The 16297-nt window shown below is 64.6% G+C and carries 14 protein-coding genes; 5 read left to right on the top strand and 9 right to left on the bottom strand.

Translation table 11 applies throughout. From position 1 onward, the window contains the following. Positions 1 to 46: 46 nt before the first annotated feature. From C7I85_RS10210 to thrC, 4 genes are read right to left on the bottom strand one after another with little or no spacing between them, the layout of a single operon-like run. Entirely contained in the window at positions 47 to 2935 is a 2889-nt protein-coding gene (locus C7I85_RS10210; protein WP_106723856.1) for an EAL domain-containing protein, read from the bottom strand. 2 nt (positions 2936 to 2937) lie between these two features. Then, on the bottom strand, positions 2938 to 3534 hold the full coding sequence (locus C7I85_RS10205) for a GNAT family N-acetyltransferase (RefSeq protein ID WP_106723855.1): 597 nt from the start codon (positions 3532 to 3534) through the stop codon (positions 2938 to 2940). 11 nt (positions 3535 to 3545) lie between these two features. Next, a complete protein-coding gene (locus C7I85_RS10200) occupies positions 3546 to 4838 on the bottom strand; it encodes a M16 family metallopeptidase (protein WP_106723854.1) in 1293 nt (430 codons plus the stop codon). 14 nt (positions 4839 to 4852) lie between these two features. Further along, the gene (gene thrC / locus C7I85_RS10195; protein ID WP_106724098.1) at positions 4853 to 6247 is read right to left on the bottom strand and encodes a threonine synthase; all 1395 of its coding nucleotides are present in this window, start codon (positions 6245 to 6247) and stop codon (positions 4853 to 4855) included. Positions 6248 to 6376: 129 nt separating this feature from the next. Between thrC and C7I85_RS10190 the strand changes: the two genes are divergently transcribed. Continuing rightward, the gene (locus C7I85_RS10190; RefSeq protein ID WP_106723853.1) at positions 6377 to 6943 is read left to right on the top strand and encodes a hypothetical protein; all 567 of its coding nucleotides are present in this window, start codon (positions 6377 to 6379) and stop codon (positions 6941 to 6943) included. A 65-nt stretch (positions 6944 to 7008) separates the two neighbouring features. Here C7I85_RS10190 and C7I85_RS10185 read toward each other — a convergent pair whose 3' ends face one another. Further along, positions 7009 to 7698, bottom strand: a complete 690-nt coding sequence (locus tag C7I85_RS10185; RefSeq protein ID WP_106723852.1) for an HAD family hydrolase — start codon at positions 7696 to 7698, stop codon at positions 7009 to 7011. Positions 7699 to 7895: 197 nt separating this feature from the next. Here C7I85_RS10185 and C7I85_RS10180 point away from each other — a divergent pair, with 197 nt between their 5' ends. Next, positions 7896 to 9029, top strand: coding sequence for a site-specific DNA-methyltransferase (locus tag C7I85_RS10180; protein WP_106723851.1), 1134 nt, complete (start codon positions 7896 to 7898; stop codon positions 9027 to 9029). Between the two features lie 111 nt (positions 9030 to 9140). Here C7I85_RS10180 and C7I85_RS10175 read toward each other — a convergent pair whose 3' ends face one another. From C7I85_RS10175 to mutY, 3 genes are read right to left on the bottom strand one after another with little or no spacing between them, the layout of a single operon-like run. Further along, the gene (locus tag C7I85_RS10175) at positions 9141 to 9503 is read right to left on the bottom strand and encodes a nuclear transport factor 2 family protein (RefSeq protein WP_106723850.1); all 363 of its coding nucleotides are present in this window, start codon (positions 9501 to 9503) and stop codon (positions 9141 to 9143) included. Positions 9504 to 9545: 42 nt separating this feature from the next. Then, on the bottom strand, positions 9546 to 10157 hold the full coding sequence (locus C7I85_RS10170; protein ID WP_106723849.1) for an HAD family hydrolase: 612 nt from the start codon (positions 10155 to 10157) through the stop codon (positions 9546 to 9548). Further along, on the bottom strand, positions 10154 to 11287 hold the full coding sequence (mutY, locus tag C7I85_RS10165; protein ID WP_106723848.1) for an A/G-specific adenine glycosylase: 1134 nt from the start codon (positions 11285 to 11287) through the stop codon (positions 10154 to 10156). The genes C7I85_RS10170 and mutY overlap by 4 nt, the downstream gene beginning before the upstream one ends. A gap of 56 nt (positions 11288 to 11343) precedes the next feature. Here mutY and C7I85_RS10160 point away from each other — a divergent pair, with 56 nt between their 5' ends. After that, positions 11344 to 11850, top strand: a complete 507-nt coding sequence (locus C7I85_RS10160; RefSeq protein ID WP_106723847.1) for a DUF721 domain-containing protein — start codon at positions 11344 to 11346, stop codon at positions 11848 to 11850. A gap of 66 nt (positions 11851 to 11916) precedes the next feature. Here the strand turns inward: C7I85_RS10160 and C7I85_RS31600 are convergent, their stop codons facing one another. After that, a complete protein-coding gene (locus tag C7I85_RS31600; RefSeq protein WP_245444901.1) occupies positions 11917 to 12135 on the bottom strand; it encodes a hypothetical protein in 219 nt (72 codons plus the stop codon). Between C7I85_RS31600 and C7I85_RS10155 the strand changes: the two genes are divergently transcribed. Next, the gene (locus C7I85_RS10155) at positions 12035 to 12667 is read left to right on the top strand and encodes a DsbA family protein (RefSeq protein ID WP_245444895.1); all 633 of its coding nucleotides are present in this window, start codon (positions 12035 to 12037) and stop codon (positions 12665 to 12667) included. The two genes, C7I85_RS31600 and C7I85_RS10155, sit on opposite strands and share 101 nt — an antisense overlap. Positions 12668 to 12727: 60 nt before the next feature. Next, positions 12728 to 16186, top strand: a complete 3459-nt coding sequence (gene smc / locus C7I85_RS10150; protein ID WP_106723845.1) for a chromosome segregation protein SMC — start codon at positions 12728 to 12730, stop codon at positions 16184 to 16186. Positions 16187 to 16297: the final 111 nt, after the last annotated feature.

The raw sequence follows: 16297 nt of genomic DNA, 5'->3' as shown, positions 1-16297 counted from the left end.
GGCCGTCCTGCGGCGCGATTGGTGTGTGTGAGCGGGGCAGAGGCCGTCAGGCCTCCGCCAGCGGATATTGTTCCTTCAGGAGCTTGAGCACGGCATCCGCCGGGACCGGCGTGCCGAACATGAAGCTCTGAACATATTCGCAACCCATCTGGCGCAACTGCAGCGCGTCGTTCTCGTCGGAAATGCCTTCGGCCACCACCGACATGCCGAGCTCGTGCGCCATGTTGACCATGGAGCGCAGCAGCACGTCGCGCTTTGACGAGGAGTCGTCGAGGAAGCTTTTGTCGATCTTGATCGTGTCGAAGGGGAAGCGCGTCAGGTAGGACAGCGACGAATAGCCGGTGCCGAAATCGTCGAGCGACAAGCCGATGCCGAGTTGCTTGAGGCGGGTCAGCACATGGTTGCTCTGCTCGGGATTGTCCATCACCAGCGATTCGGTCAGCTCCAGGCGGAAGCAGCGCGGCTTGAGATTGGCGCGGGCGATGACCGAGCGCACGTCGCTGACCAGATCGCGGCGGATGAGCTGGCGGCTGGAGAGATTGACCGAAACAGACAGCGGCGCATCGCCGATCAGCTTCTGCCAGCCCGCCAGGTCTTCGGCCGCACGCTCCATGGCAAACAGGCCGAGCTGGACGATGAGGCCGCAATTTTCCGCGACGGGAATAAAGTCGGAAGGCGGGATGAGGCCGCGGCGCGGGTGATCCCAGCGCAGCAACGCCTCGAAGCCGGCAATGCTGCGATCTTCCAGCCGCACGATGGGCTGGTAGGCGAGGCTGAATTCCCCGCGTTCGATGGCTCGGCGCAGGTCCGATTCGATCTGCAGCCGGTCGGTGCCGACCGAGCGAAAAGCGGGGCGGAACGGCTCGATGCGGTCGCCGCCGAAGCGCTTGGCCTGGTGCATGGCCAGCTCGGCGTCCTTCACCATGTCGTCGGCCGAAACCTGCGCCGGCGTCCAAGTGATGAGGCCGATCGAGGCCGTCAGCACGATCTCGCGCTTGGCAAAGGTGATCGGCGCGCCGATGGCCTGCTTCAGCGCGTCGGCGACGGCGGCGATACGGGCGGGGTCCTGTTCGGACAGCAGCATCAGTGCGAACTGGTCGCCGGCAAAGCGCGACAGCGAATCCTTGGGCTTCAGCAGGCGATGCAGACGCCGCGCGATGGTCAGCAGGATCGTGTCGCCGGCCGAGATGCCGAGGCCGTCATTGACCTGCTTGAAGCGGTCGATGTCGATGACGAAGACGGTGGGCCGGATGTTCTCTTCGGTCTTGGCGATCGAGAGCACGGCCTCGAGCCGGTTCATGAACAGCTCGCGATTCGGCAGCCCGGTGAGGTTGTCGTGCACCGCATCGTGCAGCAGCCGTTCCTCGGATTTCTTCTGCTCGGTCACGTCGATCAGCGTACCGACGCAGCGGATGACCTCGCCGTCGGAGCCGACGACGGGGCGGGCGCGCAGCAGGAACCAGTGATAGTGGCCGTCGGCGCCGCGCAGGCGGAAACTCTGCGCCACCCGGCCGCGCCGGTGCTCGAGAACGACGTCGAGCGTGGTGCGGAACGTGTCGCGGTCGTCGACATGCAGAACCGGCAGCCAGTTGCGGGCCGGTCCGCCGAGCGCGTTGGGCTCGAGCCCGAGCTGGAGGCTGACATCGGGGCGCGTCACCACGCGGTCGCGCAGCACGTCCCAGTCGAAGACGATGTCGCCGGAGCCGGCAACCGCCAGCGCCTGGCGTTCGAGATCGCTGAACAGGCCCTGATGCAGCGCACCGCCAGCAAAGGCGTGCTGCATGACGGTGAAGCCGATGAGCAGGATGATGAGGATCAGCCCGCCGCCGAGTGCCGGCTGGACGATATCGTTGGCCAGAACACCGGTGATGGCCATCCACGATCCGCAGAGCCAAAGCAGCACCATGACCCAGCTCGGAATGAGCATGATGGCACGGTCGTAGCCGCGTATGCCGAGAAGCACGATCAGGCCGATGCCGCTGATGGCGGTGGCGGCGAAGGAGAGGCGGGCAATGCCCGAGGCGACGGCCGGATCGATGACCGCGACGCCCGCGATCAGCAACAGGCCGAGAATCCAGGCCAGCGCGCCATAGCTGAAATGCCCGTGCCATCGGTTGAGGTTGAGATAGGCAAACAGGAACACCACGAAGGTGGCGGCAAGGCCGACTTCCGTGCCGGCTCGCCATATCTGCTCATTGCCGGGCGATATCTCGATCACCTTGTTGAGGAAGCCGAAATCGACGCAGATGTAAGCAAGAACGGCCCACGATAGCGCCGCCGTGGCGGGGAACATCGAGGTGCCCTTGACCACGAAGAGAATGGTCAGGAACAGCGCCAGAAGGCCGGCGATGCCGATGACGATACCGCGGAACAGCGTGTAGGAGTTGACCGAGTCCTTATAGGCCTCCGGCTCCCACAGATAGACCTGCGGCAGCCTCGGCGAGGACAGTTCGGCGATGAAGGTGACGACCGAACCGGGATTGAGCGTAACGAGGAACACGTCGGCGTCGGGGCTCGCCTGCTTGTCGAGCGCAAAGCCCTCGCTTGGCGTGATGGCGGAAATGCGGGTAGAGCCGAGATCGGGCCAGAACAGGCCCGAATTCACCAGGCGGAAATGCGGCGCCACGATCAGGCGGTCGATCTGCTGTTCGGTGGTGTTGGCAAGGGCAAAGACGGCCCAGTCGCCGCTGGAACGCTTGTCGTTGGCTTCCACCTCGATGCGCCGCACGATGCCGTCAGGCCCGGGGGCGGTGGAGACCTGAAAATTCTCGCCCTGATTCCGGTAGATCTCGACCGCGCCCGAAAGGTCCAGAGCGACGTCGTCGCGGGATATCTTGATGGGCTCGATGGCGAAGGCGGACGAGGCCGTGGAGAGGCTTATGATCGCCGCGAAAAAAAAGGCCAGCAGGCGTCCGATCCGCAAAAAATGCACCAAATTCAGCCCTTTGTCGTGCCACCGCGCCGATCGTCAGCGATCAAGGCGTAGAGGTGGTGATCCTGCCAGTTCCCATTGATCCTGAGATAGGATCGCAACAGTCCTTCACGCTGAAATCCGGCTTTTTCAAGCACACGAACCGAGCGCTTGTTTCCGGGAATACAGGCCGCCTCGATCCGGTGCAACCTTAGCGTATCGAAGCCGAAATCGGTCAACAAAAGCAATGCCTCGAGCATCAGGCCCTGGCCGGCATAGCGCTGCCCCATCCAGTAGCCGATCTGCCCGGACTGGGCGACGCCGTGACGAATGTTGCCGAGCGTGATGCCGCCGACGAGTCGATTCGTGGCATTCTCGAAAATGAAGAATGCCGCCGCGTTTCCGTTGGCGAAATCTTCGCGGTAGCGACCTAGCCGCTGGCGCCAGGCCGAGCGGTCGAGTTCGTCCGCCGCCCAGCGGGGCTCCCACGGCTCCAGGAATGCGCGGCTTTCGCCGCGCAATGATGCCCATTCGTGGTAGTCGCCGGCTTCAGGTGCACGCAGATAGACGCGCTCGCCCTTCAGCGCCGGTGCATCTCGGCGGAAGAAGGAGAGCGCGAACATGGCTCGTGATCCTAGACAGCCAGCTTGTGCAAGCCGCCATTGCCCTTCGGCAGGGCGTCGCAGATCGACTCATAGGTGGCGAGCGTGCCAATGGGGCCGACCGCGGTGACTGTCGGCTTGGTTGAAAACAGGCGGGAGGAGAGGTCGGTCAGACGGTCGACGGTGAGCGCGCCGAGCCGCTCCATCAACTCCTCCTTGGCGATCGGGCGACCGAAGAGCAGGATCTGCCGCGCAATCTGCGAGGCCCGGCTCGAAGCGCTCTCGGCCGACATGATGAGGCCGGCGCGGTATTGGGCTCTCGCCCTGTCCAGTTCCTCCTGCGAAATCTTCTCGCCACTCTTTTCCAGCTCGGCGATGATGACCGGGACGAGCTTCGAAATATCGGCCTGGCCTGTCGCGGCGTGGACGCCGAACAGGCCGGTGTCGGAAAAGCCCCAGTGGAAGGCATAGACCGAATAGCAAAGGCCGCGCTTTTCGCGCACTTCCTGGAACAGGCGCGAGGACATGCCGCCGCCCAAAATCATCGACAGGATCTGCGAGGCGTAGAAGTCGCGCACATGGTAGGCGCGCCCTTCGAAGCCGAGCACGATCTGCGCGTCCATCAGGTCGCGATGCTCACGGAAATCGCCGCCGACATATTGCGCATATTGCGGCATGAAGCCTTCGGCCTTGGGGCGGAAGCTGCCTAGCCGTCGCTCCACGTCGCGCACGAACACATCGTGCTTGATGTCGCCCGCGGCGACCACGACCATCTGCTCGGCGCCATACTGGCGTTCCATGAAGGAATGCAGCTGCTTGGAGGTGAAGGACTTGACTGTTTCCGGCGTGCCGAGGATCGAGCGGCCGATGGTCTGGTGGCGATAGGCCGTCTCGGTGAAGCGGTCAAAAACCACGTCGTCCGGCGTATCGTGCGCGGCGCCGATCTCCTGGAGAATGACGTGCTGCTCGCGTTCCAGTTCGGACGGATCGAACTTGGACTCGGTCAGGATGTCGGAGAGCAGGTCGAGGCCGAGCGGGACGTCGTCGGCCAGGACGCGGGCGTAGAAAGAGGTGGTTTCCACGCTGGTGGCGGCGTTGATCTCGCCGCCGACATTCTCGATTTCGGAAGCGATCTGGAAGGCGCTTCGCTTGTTGGTTCCCTTGAACGCCATGTGTTCAAGGAGGTGGGCCATCCCATGCTCGTCGTCGCGCTCGTTGCGGGCCCCGGATTTGACCCACACCCCCATTGCGACGGATTCGATACTTGGAAGGGTCTCTGTGGCTACCGTCAGGCCGTTCGACAGACGGCTTACCTCAACACCCATAAAATTCTTACTCCCTAACGCGCCGCCCGCGCATGGCGGCCTATGTAATCTTCCACCATTTCGAGCGTGGAGGGAAGTATCGTGAACCTTTCCTCGCGTTCCATCAACCCCTCCAACCATGCCGGAAGTCCGGGAGTTACTCCGCAGGCTTCTTCCACGGCGGCCGGGAACTTGGCCGGATGGGCGGTCGACAGAACGATCATCGGCACGTCACCCGCATGCTGGCGGGCGACATGCATGGCGGTGGCCGTGTGCGGGTCGAGCAGGTAGGAACTTGCCTTCAGCGTCTCGCGGATGGTCTCGGCCGTCTCGGCCATGCTGGCTCGGCCGGCGTCGAACTCGGCGCGGATCTTTTCCAGCGCCGGAGCCTCGATCGTGAAGGCGCCGGACTGCTTGAGTCCCGCCATGTAGCGGCGCACCGCGCCGGCATCGCGGCCGGTGGCTTCAAACAGCAGCCGCTCGAAATTCGACGACACCTGGATGTCCATCGAGGGCGAGGTGGTCGCCACCACACCCGTGGTGCGGTACTCGCCGGTCGCCAGCGTGCGCGCGAGGATGTCGTTGTCGTTGGTGGCGATGATCAGGCGTTCGATCGGCAGGCCCATGCGCTTGGCAGCGTAGCCGGCGAAGATGTCGCCGAAATTGCCGGTTGGCACCGTGAAGGACACCGGGCGGTCCGGTGCGCCGAGCGAGATCGCCGAGGAGAAGTAGTAGACGATCTGGGCCATGATGCGCGCCCAGTTGATCGAGTTGACGCCCGACAGCGAGACGCGATCACGGAAGGCATGGTCGTTGAACATGTCCTTCACTAGGCCCTGGCAGTCGTCGAAATTGCCTTCGACGGCCAACGCATGGACGTTGCTGGCGGTGTGTGTCGTCATCTGGCGCTGCTGCACCGGCGAGACGCGGCCATGCGGGAACAGCACGAACATGTCGGTGCGGTCGCGGCCGGCAAAGGCGTCGATGGCAGCGCCCCCGGTGTCGCCGGAGGTGGCGGCGGTGATGGTGGCGCGCTGCCCGCGCTCGGCCAGAACATGGTCCATCAGCCGCGCCAGCATCTGCATGGCCACGTCCTTGAAGGCCAGCGTCGGGCCATGGAAGAGTTCAAGCACGAAGATGTTGGAGCCGGTCTGCACCACCGGGCACACGGCTTCGTGGCGGAAGGTGGCATAGGCTTCGCGAGCGATGCGCTCGAAGGCGGGCGCTGCGATCTCGCCGCCGAGGAAGGGAGTCAGCAGTCGGATGGCGAGGTCGGGGTAGGGGAGACCGCGCATCGAGCGGATTTCCGCTGCGCTGAACTGCGGCCATTCGCTTGGGATGTAGAGGCCGCCGTCGCGTGCCAATCCGGTTAGAACCGCGTCGGAAAAGCCTAGTGCGGGAGCGTCCCCGCGAGTGCTGACATAGTTCATCGTCATTCGTCTGTCCTGGCGCGATCTGCCTCGTCAAAAGCAGATCGTTGAAAACTGCGTCCCGTCAGTCGCATTTTTGCCGCGCGATTGCTATACCAGCCGCAACTTTGCGAGAGGGAAGTTCGGCATATGAAATTTAGGTCGATCCATAGTCGTGTTCTGGCGGGTCTTGCTGTTTCGAGCTTTATGATTGCCGTCGCGGGCTGCCAGTCCGGCGACAGCGGGGGCAAGGAGGCGCAGCCAAAGGTATCCGCAACTGAGCTGAGGGCATATTGCCCGACCGTTTCCCTGCGTGAAGGCACAGCCTTTTTCAACTCCTACGCCAAGGGCGGCCAGGACGATCCGGCCAAGCTGCTCTACCAGGCGTCCATCAGCGACGTCACCCGCAGTTGCAGCCGCGCCGACGGCATGCTGACGTTGAACGTCGCGGTTGCCGGCAAGGTGGTGTCGGGCCCGGCCGGCGGCCCGGGCAAGGTGGCCTTGCCGATCCGTGTCGTGGTGGTTCGCGGCCAGGAAGTGCTCTATTCGAAGCTTCAGCCGCATGAGATCACCGTTGCCGACCCGGCGGCCGCGACCCAATTCCTCGTCAACGACCAGAACGTGACCTTCCCGATACCGGAAGAAGGCAGCGTCCAGGTCTTTGCCGGCTTCGACGACGGCCCGCAGCCCAAGGCCAAGGGTAAGGGCAAGAAGTAAGCTCTCCTAGGACCTGGAACGCCCTGCCGGTCGGACGACGCGGGCAGGGCGACCGAAGACGCGGATCACGCGTCTTCCGACCATTCCGACAAAGCGGCGACCACGCCGGCAAAATCGGCCCAGCGGCGGATGACGGTTTCCGCGCCCGCCTCAGTCAGCGCGTCGGCGTGGCCGGGGTAGCTGTGCGAAGCGCCGGTGAAGCCGATGGCACGCATGCCGGCCGCACGGGCGCCGGTGACGCCATGCACCGAATCCTCGACAACGAATGTCCGCGACGGATCGGCGCCCAGCGTCTTGGCGGCGTGCAGGAACACGTCCGGGGCCGGCTTGGGCTTCTTCGTCGGCGTGTCGAGCGAGGAGAAGATGCGTCCCGAAAAGAACGGCAGCAGGCGCGTCCTGCCCAGCGTCATTTCCAGCCTTTGGGCGCTGGAGTTCGAGCAGATGCAGTAAGGCACTGGAACGGCGGCCACTGCTTCGTGCGCGCCCTCGATGGCACGGACCTCCGCCTGCAGCCGGTGGTCGACCTGCTTTTCGGCCTGTTCGATGAGCGAGGCCTGGAACGGAATCTGCGACTGCTCCTCGATGCGCAGCATGATGTCCTTGAAGGTCAGGCCGGCATAGGTCTCCGCCAGTTCCTCCGCCTCGATCGGAAAGCCGGCGGCGGTGAGAAGGTCTGCCTCGACGCGGGCGGCGATGATTTCTGAATCGACGAGAACGCCGTCGCAATCGAAGATGACAAGGTCTGGCTGTGTCATGGCAATCCGGGAAATTGGGGGAGGAAATGGCCGCAAGCGGCTTATGTAGGTTCGCTGGGCGGAATACACCATGGGCACCCGATCCGCAAATCCGTGTGCCCATGGCGAATGAATTCAGACGCCGGCTTCACCAAATGTTTACGCTAATCGGTAACCATAACAGGGTGTAAATATTAACGTGTAACCCGGGTGCTTGAATGTCCGCCGTGCGTCTCTCCGCCGACCTTTCTCCCTCGCAGCAAAAAGCCGATTGGCTGGATACGATCCTGAAAGGGGATTGCGTCGCCGCGCTTAACAAGCTGCCCGAGAAGTCGGTCGACGTGATCTTTGCCGACCCGCCCTACAATCTGCAGCTCAACGGCGACCTGCACCGCCCCGACCAGTCCAAGGTCGATGCCGTGGACGATCACTGGGACCAGTTCGACAGCTTTGCGGCCTACGACGCCTTCACCCGCGCCTGGCTGCTGGCGGCGCGCCGCGTGCTGAAGCCGAACGGCACCATCTGGGTGATCGGCTCCTATCACAACATCTTCCGCGTCGGCGCTTCGATGCAGGATCTCGGCTATTGGATCCTCAACGACATCGTCTGGCGCAAGACCAACCCGATGCCGAATTTCCGCGGCCGTCGTTTCCAGAACGCACATGAAACGATGATCTGGGCCTCGCGCGACGCCAATTCCAAGAGCTACACCTTCAACTACGACTCGCTGAAGGCGGCCAATGACGACGTGCAGATGCGCTCGGATTGGCTGTTCCCGATCTGCACCGGCAGCGAGCGCCTGAAGGACGACAACGGCGACAAGCTGCACCCGACGCAGAAGCCCGAAGCGCTGCTGGCCCGCATCATGCTGGCGTCGACCAAGCCGGGCGATGTGGTGCTCGATCCGTTCTTCGGCTCCGGCACGACGGGTGCCGTTGCCAAGCGCCTTGGTCGCCACTTCGTCGGCATTGAGCGCGAGCAGGAATATATCGACGCCGCAAGGGCGCGCATCGATGCCGTCAAGCCGCTGGAAAGCACCACGCTGACGGTGCTGTCGGGCAAGCGCGCCGAGCCGCGCGTCGCCTTCGTGTCGCTGATCGATTCCGGCATGATCAAGCCGGGCGCGACGCTCTACGACGCCAAAAAGCGCTGGGCCGCGACCGTGCGTGCCGACGGCACGCTGGCGATCGGCGAGCAGGCCGGCTCCATCCATCGCATCGGCGCGGCCGTGCAGGGCCTCGACGCCTGCAACGGCTGGACCTTCTGGCACTATGAGCGCAACGGCGGCCTGACCCAGATCGATGAGCTTCGGCGCATCGCGCGCCTCGGTATGGAGCGTGCGGGCGCGTAACCTGCCGCGCCCGAAGCTTCAACTGCTATAGATGAGCCGGCATCCAGTCACCGGCTGATCCCGAAGCGCTCGAGGTCTTCCTCGAGCGTTTTGGCATTTTTCAGTTCGACCTCAGCCTTCGACCGCTACCCGAACGATCTTGCCGCTCCCGTCGATGGTGACGGTTTCAGTGCCTTGCCGGCTGTAGGATGTGCCTGTCTGGGCATTTGTCGCGCGCAGCGTCCATATCGAGCGGGCCATGGTCGCGGACAGGGTTTCCACGGCTTCATCCTCGGCATGCTGGTCGGGATACTGCTCGAAATAGGCCCGGAACGCCGCCATGACGGAGTCGCGGCCGGATACAATTCCCCCGATGCCGCCGGAAGAGTAGACGATGTCCGCCGCGAACATTGCTTCGATCGCGTCGAAATCCAGCGCGTTGATGGCAGCGTGGTATCGCCGAAGGATTTCGGCCGGCTCGATGCCTTGTGTCATCAGGTACTTGCTCCGCTCTCCTTGTGGATGAAGGTCAGGCTCCTACAGGTCGATGCCCATTGAACCCAGCTGCTGCCGGAGCGTTCCCGCGTCGCGAAACAGCACCGCTTGCCAGCCTGCAGCCTTCGCGCCATCCACATTCTTCTGGCTGTCGTCGATAAAGATCGTGGCGGCGGGCTCGAGCCCGAAGGTTGCCGCGTGGAGGTCGTAGATGGCGCGGTCGGGTTTGATCAGGCCGACTTCGCCCGAAACTGTGAGGCCGCGCGGCCTTTCGAGGAACGGGAAGCGCGTGCGCGCCTCGACGAAGGTGTCCCGCGCCCAGTTGGACAGGATGGTCACGTCGTGACCCCTGTCGATCAGCGCTTCCATGATCGCGACGCTGTCGTCATAGGCATGCGGCACCATCTCATGCCAATGGCGGCGGAAGTTGCGAATGTTCTCCTCGTGGTCGGGAAAATCCGCGATCAGCAACGCCTCGGCTTCCTCCCAGGTGCGGCCGCGATCCTGCTCGATGTTCCAGTCATTGGTGCAGACCGTATCGAAGAACCACTTGCGTTCGGCCTCGTCCGGGATCAGCCGGCTGAAGGGCAGGTTCGGATCGTAATGGATCAGCACCTTGCCTACGTCGAACACGATGTGGCGGATTTCGGTCATCTGGGCCTCTTCTGGCTGTTGGAATGGGGCTTGCGAGTCGCGCCGGGTATCGCAGCTTCGATTGCCTTTTTCATGACAGTAGGCAGCGCCTCGCCGTGGAGTGCGTCGGCGGCCGCCCAGAAATGTCCGGACGGTCCGGAATCGCCGGAAACGGTTGCGCGAAAAACCTGCAGTTCGAGCGAAAAATGCGTGAAGACATGGCTGATGCTGCCGGCCATCTGCCAGTCGGCGGGGAAGGGGGCTGCGTCCGCCGTGGTCAGCCCGTCGACGCGGGCAGTCCAGCCGGTCGTGGGCACTTCCGTCATACCACCCAGCAAGCCTTTCTCCGGCCGCTTCCGTAAAAGAATCGCGCCGTCGTCGCGAACCGCCACAAAGGCCGCGCCGCGCCGCGACGGCTTTTCGGCCTTGGGCGCGCGGACCGGGTAGAATTCGGGATCGGCCTGACCGAGAACCTGGCAATCATCGCGCAGCGGGCAGAGCATGCAGCGCGGCCGGCGCGGCGTGCAGATGGTCGCGCCCAGATCCATCATGGCTTGCGCGAAATCGCCGGGGCGCTTCTGCGGCACCAGCGTTTCCAGAAGGCTGCGGATTTCCGCCTTGGCCTCGGGCAATGGCGTGTCGATCATGTAAAGGCGCGTCATGACGCGCTCGACATTGCCGTCCATAACCGCTGCCGGCTGGTCGAAGGCGATCGCCGCAATCGCGGCGGCCGTATAGGGGCCGATGCCGGGCAGGGCACGCAGGCCTGATTCCGTATCGGGAAAGCTGCCGCCGGCTTGTGCCACCGCATTCGCGCAGGCCTTGAGGTTGCGGGCGCGTGAGTAATAGCCGAGCCCGGCCCAGGCCTTCATCACCTCCTCGTTTTCGGCGTTGGCAAGCGCCTCGACAGTTGGCCATTTTTCGAGGAAGGCGCGGAAATAGGGTTTTACCGCCTCGACGGTCGTCTGCTGCAGCATGATTTCCGACAGCCAGACGCGGTAGGGATCGGGGCGCACGCCTGCCGCAAGATCGCGCGGCGCGGTGCGCCAGGGCAACTCACGATGATTGTCGTCGTACCAGGCAAGCAGGTGCTGCGCGATCGTCGCGGGCTTCGCGTCGTTGCTCTTGCGGGATGTGCCTGCTGATGCCATTGATCGCCGGAACCCTATGCGCCTGCCGCGGGCGCGGATTAATCTGGAGAACGCACATGGCAGGGAATGCGCCGTACGGCAATCCCGTTCCGGTGAGCGATCTCGCCACCGAAATTCTCGACCCGGTGCTGCGCAAGCGCGCAGGCATATCGGTTGGGCTGGTCCAATCGTGGGAAGAGATCGTCGGCCCACGCCTTGCGACGATGACCCGGCCTGAAAAGATCCAGTGGCCGCGCAGGATGCACGAGGACGATCCCTTCGAGCCGGCGACGCTGATCGTGGCCTGCGAGGGCATGGCAGCGCTGCATTTGCAGCATGAGACGGGCGAGGTCATCGGCCGCGTCAACGCCTTCCTGGGCTTTACCGCCATCGGGCGGCTGCGCATCGTACAGAAACCTGTCGCCAGCGCCTCTGCGGCACCCAGGCCGCGCCCACGTCAACTGACCGATGCCGAGCGCAAAAAGCTCTCCGGAACGGTGGGCATGATCGAGGATGAAGGTCTTCGCGGCTCACTGGAACGGCTGGGCGCATCCATCATCGGTACAAGACAAAGAAAATCCTGACATTTTTCTCGCGGATTCGTGATTGGCAGCGAAAAATTTGGTAATTGGATTGACGTATCGGATGCCTTAATTCGTGCCAACTCTCGCTTTTGGTTGCTTCGGCATCGCACACTCAAACGGCAGGCAGGTGATTCGCATGACCCGTTCCATTTCACGCAGAACTGTTCTTTCTTCCCTGGCCGCCATTCCGGCTGTCGCGTTGCTTGCCGCTTGCAGCGACAGCACTGGCGCGGTCACCCCGGCCAATGCCGCCGAGGCGCCGCAGCCGCAGGGCACGGTGGACATGGCCAAGCTGCTCCAGCCCGGCGCGCTGCCGGACGAGGTGATGGGCAAGGCCGATGCGCCGGTGACCATCGTCGAATATGCCTCGATGACCTGCAGCCACTGCGCGCATTTCGCCAACACGACCTTCCCCGAGCTGAAGGCCAAATATATCGACACCGGCAAGGTGCGTTACATCCTGCGCGAGTTCCCCTTCGACCCGCGCGCGGAAGCCGCTTTCATGCTTGCCCGCTGCTCCAAGGACAACTACTTCCCGATGGTCGAAGTGCTGTTCAAGCAGCAGGAAAACTGGGCGCCGGTGCAGGATGCCAAGTCCGCGCTCCTTCAAATCGCCAAACTGGCCGGTTTTTCACAGGAGTCCTTCGAGGCCTGCTTGACTGATCAGAAACTTCTGGACGATGTCAGAGCAGTACAGAAGCGTGGTGCCGAAGAATTTGGCGTGGACTCCACCCCGACCTTCTTCATCAATGGGAAAATGTACAAAGGGGCTATGTCTATTGAGGATATGTCGGCGATCATCGACGGCATGCTCTGACGGCTCGGCTAGGCCGGGGCGCTTGCGCTCCGGCACGCCTGCGGTCGCGGGACCGCGCGCATGAAGTTTTCCCGCCTGCGCCTTCTCGGTTTCAAATCCTTCGTCGAACCGGGCGAGTTCGTCATCGAACACGGCCTGACGGGCATCGTCGGGCCGAATGGCTGCGGCAAGTCCAATCTGGTCGAGGCTCTGCGCTGGGTGATGGGCGAAAGCTCATACAAGAACATGCGCGCCTCGGGCATGGACGACGTGATCTTCTCCGGCTCGAACACGCGGCCCGCCCGCAACACCGCCGAAGTCACGCTTTTCCTGGACAATACCGACCGCACTGCGCCGCCGACCTTCAACGACGCCGACGAGCTACAAGTATCGCGCCGCATCGAGCGCGAGGCGGGCTCGGTCTATCGCATCAACGGCAAGGAAGCGCGCGCCAAGGACGTGCAGCTTCTGTTCGCCGACCAGTCGACCGGCGCACGTTCGCCCTCCATGGTGGGGCAGGGACGTATCGGCGAGCTGATCCAGGCCAAGCCGCAGGCACGCCGCGCGCTTCTCGAAGAGGCCGCCGGCATTTCCGGCCTGCACACCCGCCGCCATGAGGCGGAGCTGCGCCTGCGTGCGGCCGAGCAAAACCTCGAGCGTCTCGATGACGTAGTGAGCGAGCTCGAAGGCCAGATCGAAAGCCTGAAGCGGCAGGCGCGGCAGGCTGCGCGCTTCAAGAACCTGTCGGCCGACATCCGCAAGGCCGAGGCCACGCTGCTGCATCTGCGCTGGGTGCAGGCCAAGACGCAGGAAGGCGAAGCACGCTCGGCACTTGCTGTCGCAACGTCGCTTGTGGGCGATCGTGCCGCCGCCCAGATGACCGCCGCCAAGGAGCAGGCCATCGGCGCGCACCGCCTGCCGGAATTGCGCGAGGCCGAGGCCGCCGCCGCCGCGATCTTCCAGCGGCTGACCATCGCCCGCACGCAGATCGAGGAGGAGGCCAATCGCGTCAAGGCGCGGCAGGTCGAGCTCGAACGCCGCCTGCAACAGCTCGACGCTGACATTGCCCGCGAAGAACAGCTTGTCCGCGACAATGCTGACATCCTCTCGCGCCTTGCCGAGGAAGAGGAAACGCTGAAGGCCGAAAACGACGGCGCCGAGGAACGCGAGATCGCGACAAGCGCTGCCTTCGAAGACGCAACTGCCACGCTTCAGCAGAGCGAGGCTGCACTTTCCAGGCTGACCGCCGAACGGGCCGAGGCGGCCGCCTCGCGCACCCAGTTCGAGCGCGCATTGCGCGAGACGGCCGAGCGCCGCGACCGCTTTGCGCGGCAACTGGCCGAAGTCGACCGCGAGGTCTCTGAGATTGCATCGCGCATCGCTGGCCTCGCCGATCCGGCCGAAAAGAAGTTTTTGGCGGACGAAGCCGCCGTTGCTCTTGAAGAGGCTGAACTGGCCGCTGGCGAAGCCGAGCGGATGGTGGCCGAGGCACGTGCCGCCGAGGCCACCGCCCGCCCGCCGCTGCAGCAGGCGCGCGCGGCGCTGGCCGAGATCGAAACCGAGGCGCGCACGCTGGCCAAGATCCTGAATGCGGCGAGCGGCGATCTTTTCCCGGCTGTGCTGGAGCAGATCAGCGTCGATCGCGGTTTTGAGACGGCGCTGGGTGCGGCGCTTGGCGAGGACCTCGACGTGCCGCTCGACCGTGGCGCGCCGGTGCATTGGGGCGACATGGAGCCGATGGTAGGCGACCCCGCCTTGCCGGAGGGGGCTCAAAGCCTCGCCACAGTCGTCCGTGCGCCAAAACAGCTGGCGCGGCGCCTGGCGCAGATCGGCATCGTGGAGCCGAGCGAGGGGCCCCGCCTGCAGGCGCTGCTGGCGCCGGGGCAGCGGCTGGTGAGCCGCGACGGCGCGCTTTGGCGCTGGGACGGCTTTACTGCAAGCGCCGATGCGCCGACCGCCGCCGCGCAGCGTCTTGCCCAGAAGAACCGGCTGGCCGAACTCGACGCCGAGGCGATCGCGGCAGGCGCGAAGGTGCGCGCGGCCGAGCAGGCATTGGCCGATGCGGAGACCGAAATCCGCCGCCGCATCGAGGAAGAGCGCGAGTCGCGGCAGGCCTGGCGCGATGCGCAGCATGCGCTCGACCAGGCGCGTGACGCGCTGGCGAAAGCGGAGAAGGCCGCCGGCGAGCTTTCCAGCCGCCGTGCCGCTCTCGACGAGGCGCGCTCGCGCATCGAGGCGGACCACGAGGAAGCAGCCGCCGCCTATATCGAGGCTGAGGAAATGCTGGCCGACGCGCCGGACCTCAGCGACCTGCAGGCGCGGCTTGACCAGTCGGCCGCGCAAGTTGCACGCGACCGTTCCGCCGTGGCCGACGCGCGCGCCATCCATGATGGGCTGATGCGCGAGGCCGAGGCGCGCACGCGCAGGCTGGACGCCATCGTGGTTGAACGCCGCAACTGGATGCTGCGTGCCGATAACGCCTCCGGCCACATCGCCTCGCTGCATGAGCGGCAGGCCGAGGCCGCAGAAGAGCGCGAGAGGCTGATCGACGCGCCGGACGAAATCGACGAGCGCCGGCGCAGCCTGCTCTCGCAGCTGTCGAAGGCAGAAGCCGAGCGCAAGGAAGTCGCCGACCGGCTGCAGGAGGCCGAAAACAGGCAATCGGTTCTGGACAGGGCTGCGACCGAGGCCATCCAGGGGCTCTCCGAAGCGCGCGAGGCGCGCGGTCGCGCCGAAGAGCGACTGACCGCCGCCGACGACCGGCGCAAGGAGATCGAGGCGCGCATCCATGAAGCGCTCAACACTGCGCCGCATCTCGTCATCCGCCACACCGGGCTCGAAGCCGACGATCCGCTGCCCGATGCGGGCGAGGTCGAGCGGCGGCTGGAGCGCCTGAAGATCGAGCGCGAGCGGCTGGGCGCGGTCAATCTGCGCGCGGAGGAAGAGCAGCGCGAGCTTTCCGAGCGGCACGATGCCATCGTTTCGGAGCGCGACGACGTCATCGAGGCGATCCGCAAGCTTCGCCAGGCGATCCAGAGCCTGAACCGCGAGGGTCGCGAACGCCTGCTTGCCGCCTTCGACAAGGTGAATGTCGAGTTCAAGCGCCTGTTCACGCATCTCTTCGGCGGCGGCACGGCCGAGCTGCAACTGATCGAATCGGACGATCCGCTCGAAGCGGGGCTCGAGATCCTCGCCCGGCCGCCGGGCAAGAAGCCGCAGACGATGACGCTGCTTTCGGGCGGCGAGCAGGCGCTGACGGCCATGGCGCTGATCTTCGCCGTGTTCCTCACCAATCCGGCGCCGATCTGCGTGCTGGACGAGGTGGACGCGCCGCTCGACGACCACAATGTCGAGCGCTTCTGCAACCTGATGGACGAGATGGCGCGCACCACCGAGACGCGCTTTGTCATCATCACGCATAACCCGATCACCATGGCGCGCATGAACCGGCTGTTCGGCGTCACCATGGCCGAGCAGGGCGTCAGCACGCTGGTTTCGGTGGATTTGCAAGCCGCCGAGCGCATGCGCGAGGCAAGCTGAGCCGACGCACGCGGCCATCGGCGATTGAACGGGAAACCCGTTATCCGAAGGGGCCGAGTCTGGCGCCCGGCCGCTGTGGCCACGGGTGCTTTTGTCTGATGTCCACACGGC

The organism is Pseudaminobacter soli (ex Li et al. 2025) (assembly GCF_003012705.1).
Classification (GTDB): Bacteria; Pseudomonadota; Alphaproteobacteria; order Rhizobiales; family Rhizobiaceae; genus Pseudaminobacter; species Pseudaminobacter soli.
This window is presented reverse-complemented; position numbering and strand designations above follow the sequence as displayed.

Coding starts and splice junctions, on each gene's coding strand:
- C7I85_RS10205 (WP_106723855.1), bottom strand. CDS start 3,534: ATGTTCGCGCTCTCCTTCTTCCGCCGAGATGCACCGGCGCTGAAGGGC.
- C7I85_RS10200 (WP_106723854.1), bottom strand. CDS start 4,838: ATGGGTGTTGAGGTAAGCCGTCTGTCGAACGGCCTGACGGTAGCCACA.
- thrC (WP_106724098.1), bottom strand. CDS start 6,247: ATGAACTATGTCAGCACTCGCGGGGACGCTCCCGCACTAGGCTTTTCC.
- C7I85_RS10190 (WP_106723853.1), top strand. CDS start 6,377: ATGAAATTTAGGTCGATCCATAGTCGTGTTCTGGCGGGTCTTGCTGTT.
- C7I85_RS10185 (WP_106723852.1), bottom strand. CDS start 7,698: ATGACACAGCCAGACCTTGTCATCTTCGATTGCGACGGCGTTCTCGTC.
- C7I85_RS10180 (WP_106723851.1), top strand. CDS start 7,896: ATGTCCGCCGTGCGTCTCTCCGCCGACCTTTCTCCCTCGCAGCAAAAA.
- C7I85_RS10175 (WP_106723850.1), bottom strand. CDS start 9,503: ATGACACAAGGCATCGAGCCGGCCGAAATCCTTCGGCGATACCACGCT.
- C7I85_RS10170 (WP_106723849.1), bottom strand. CDS start 10,157: ATGACCGAAATCCGCCACATCGTGTTCGACGTAGGCAAGGTGCTGATC.
- mutY (WP_106723848.1), bottom strand. CDS start 11,287: ATGGCATCAGCAGGCACATCCCGCAAGAGCAACGACGCGAAGCCCGCG.
- C7I85_RS10160 (WP_106723847.1), top strand. CDS start 11,344: ATGGCAGGGAATGCGCCGTACGGCAATCCCGTTCCGGTGAGCGATCTC.
- C7I85_RS31600 (WP_245444901.1), bottom strand. CDS start 12,135: ATGTCCACCGTGCCCTGCGGCTGCGGCGCCTCGGCGGCATTGGCCGGG.
- smc (WP_106723845.1), top strand. CDS start 12,728: ATGAAGTTTTCCCGCCTGCGCCTTCTCGGTTTCAAATCCTTCGTCGAA.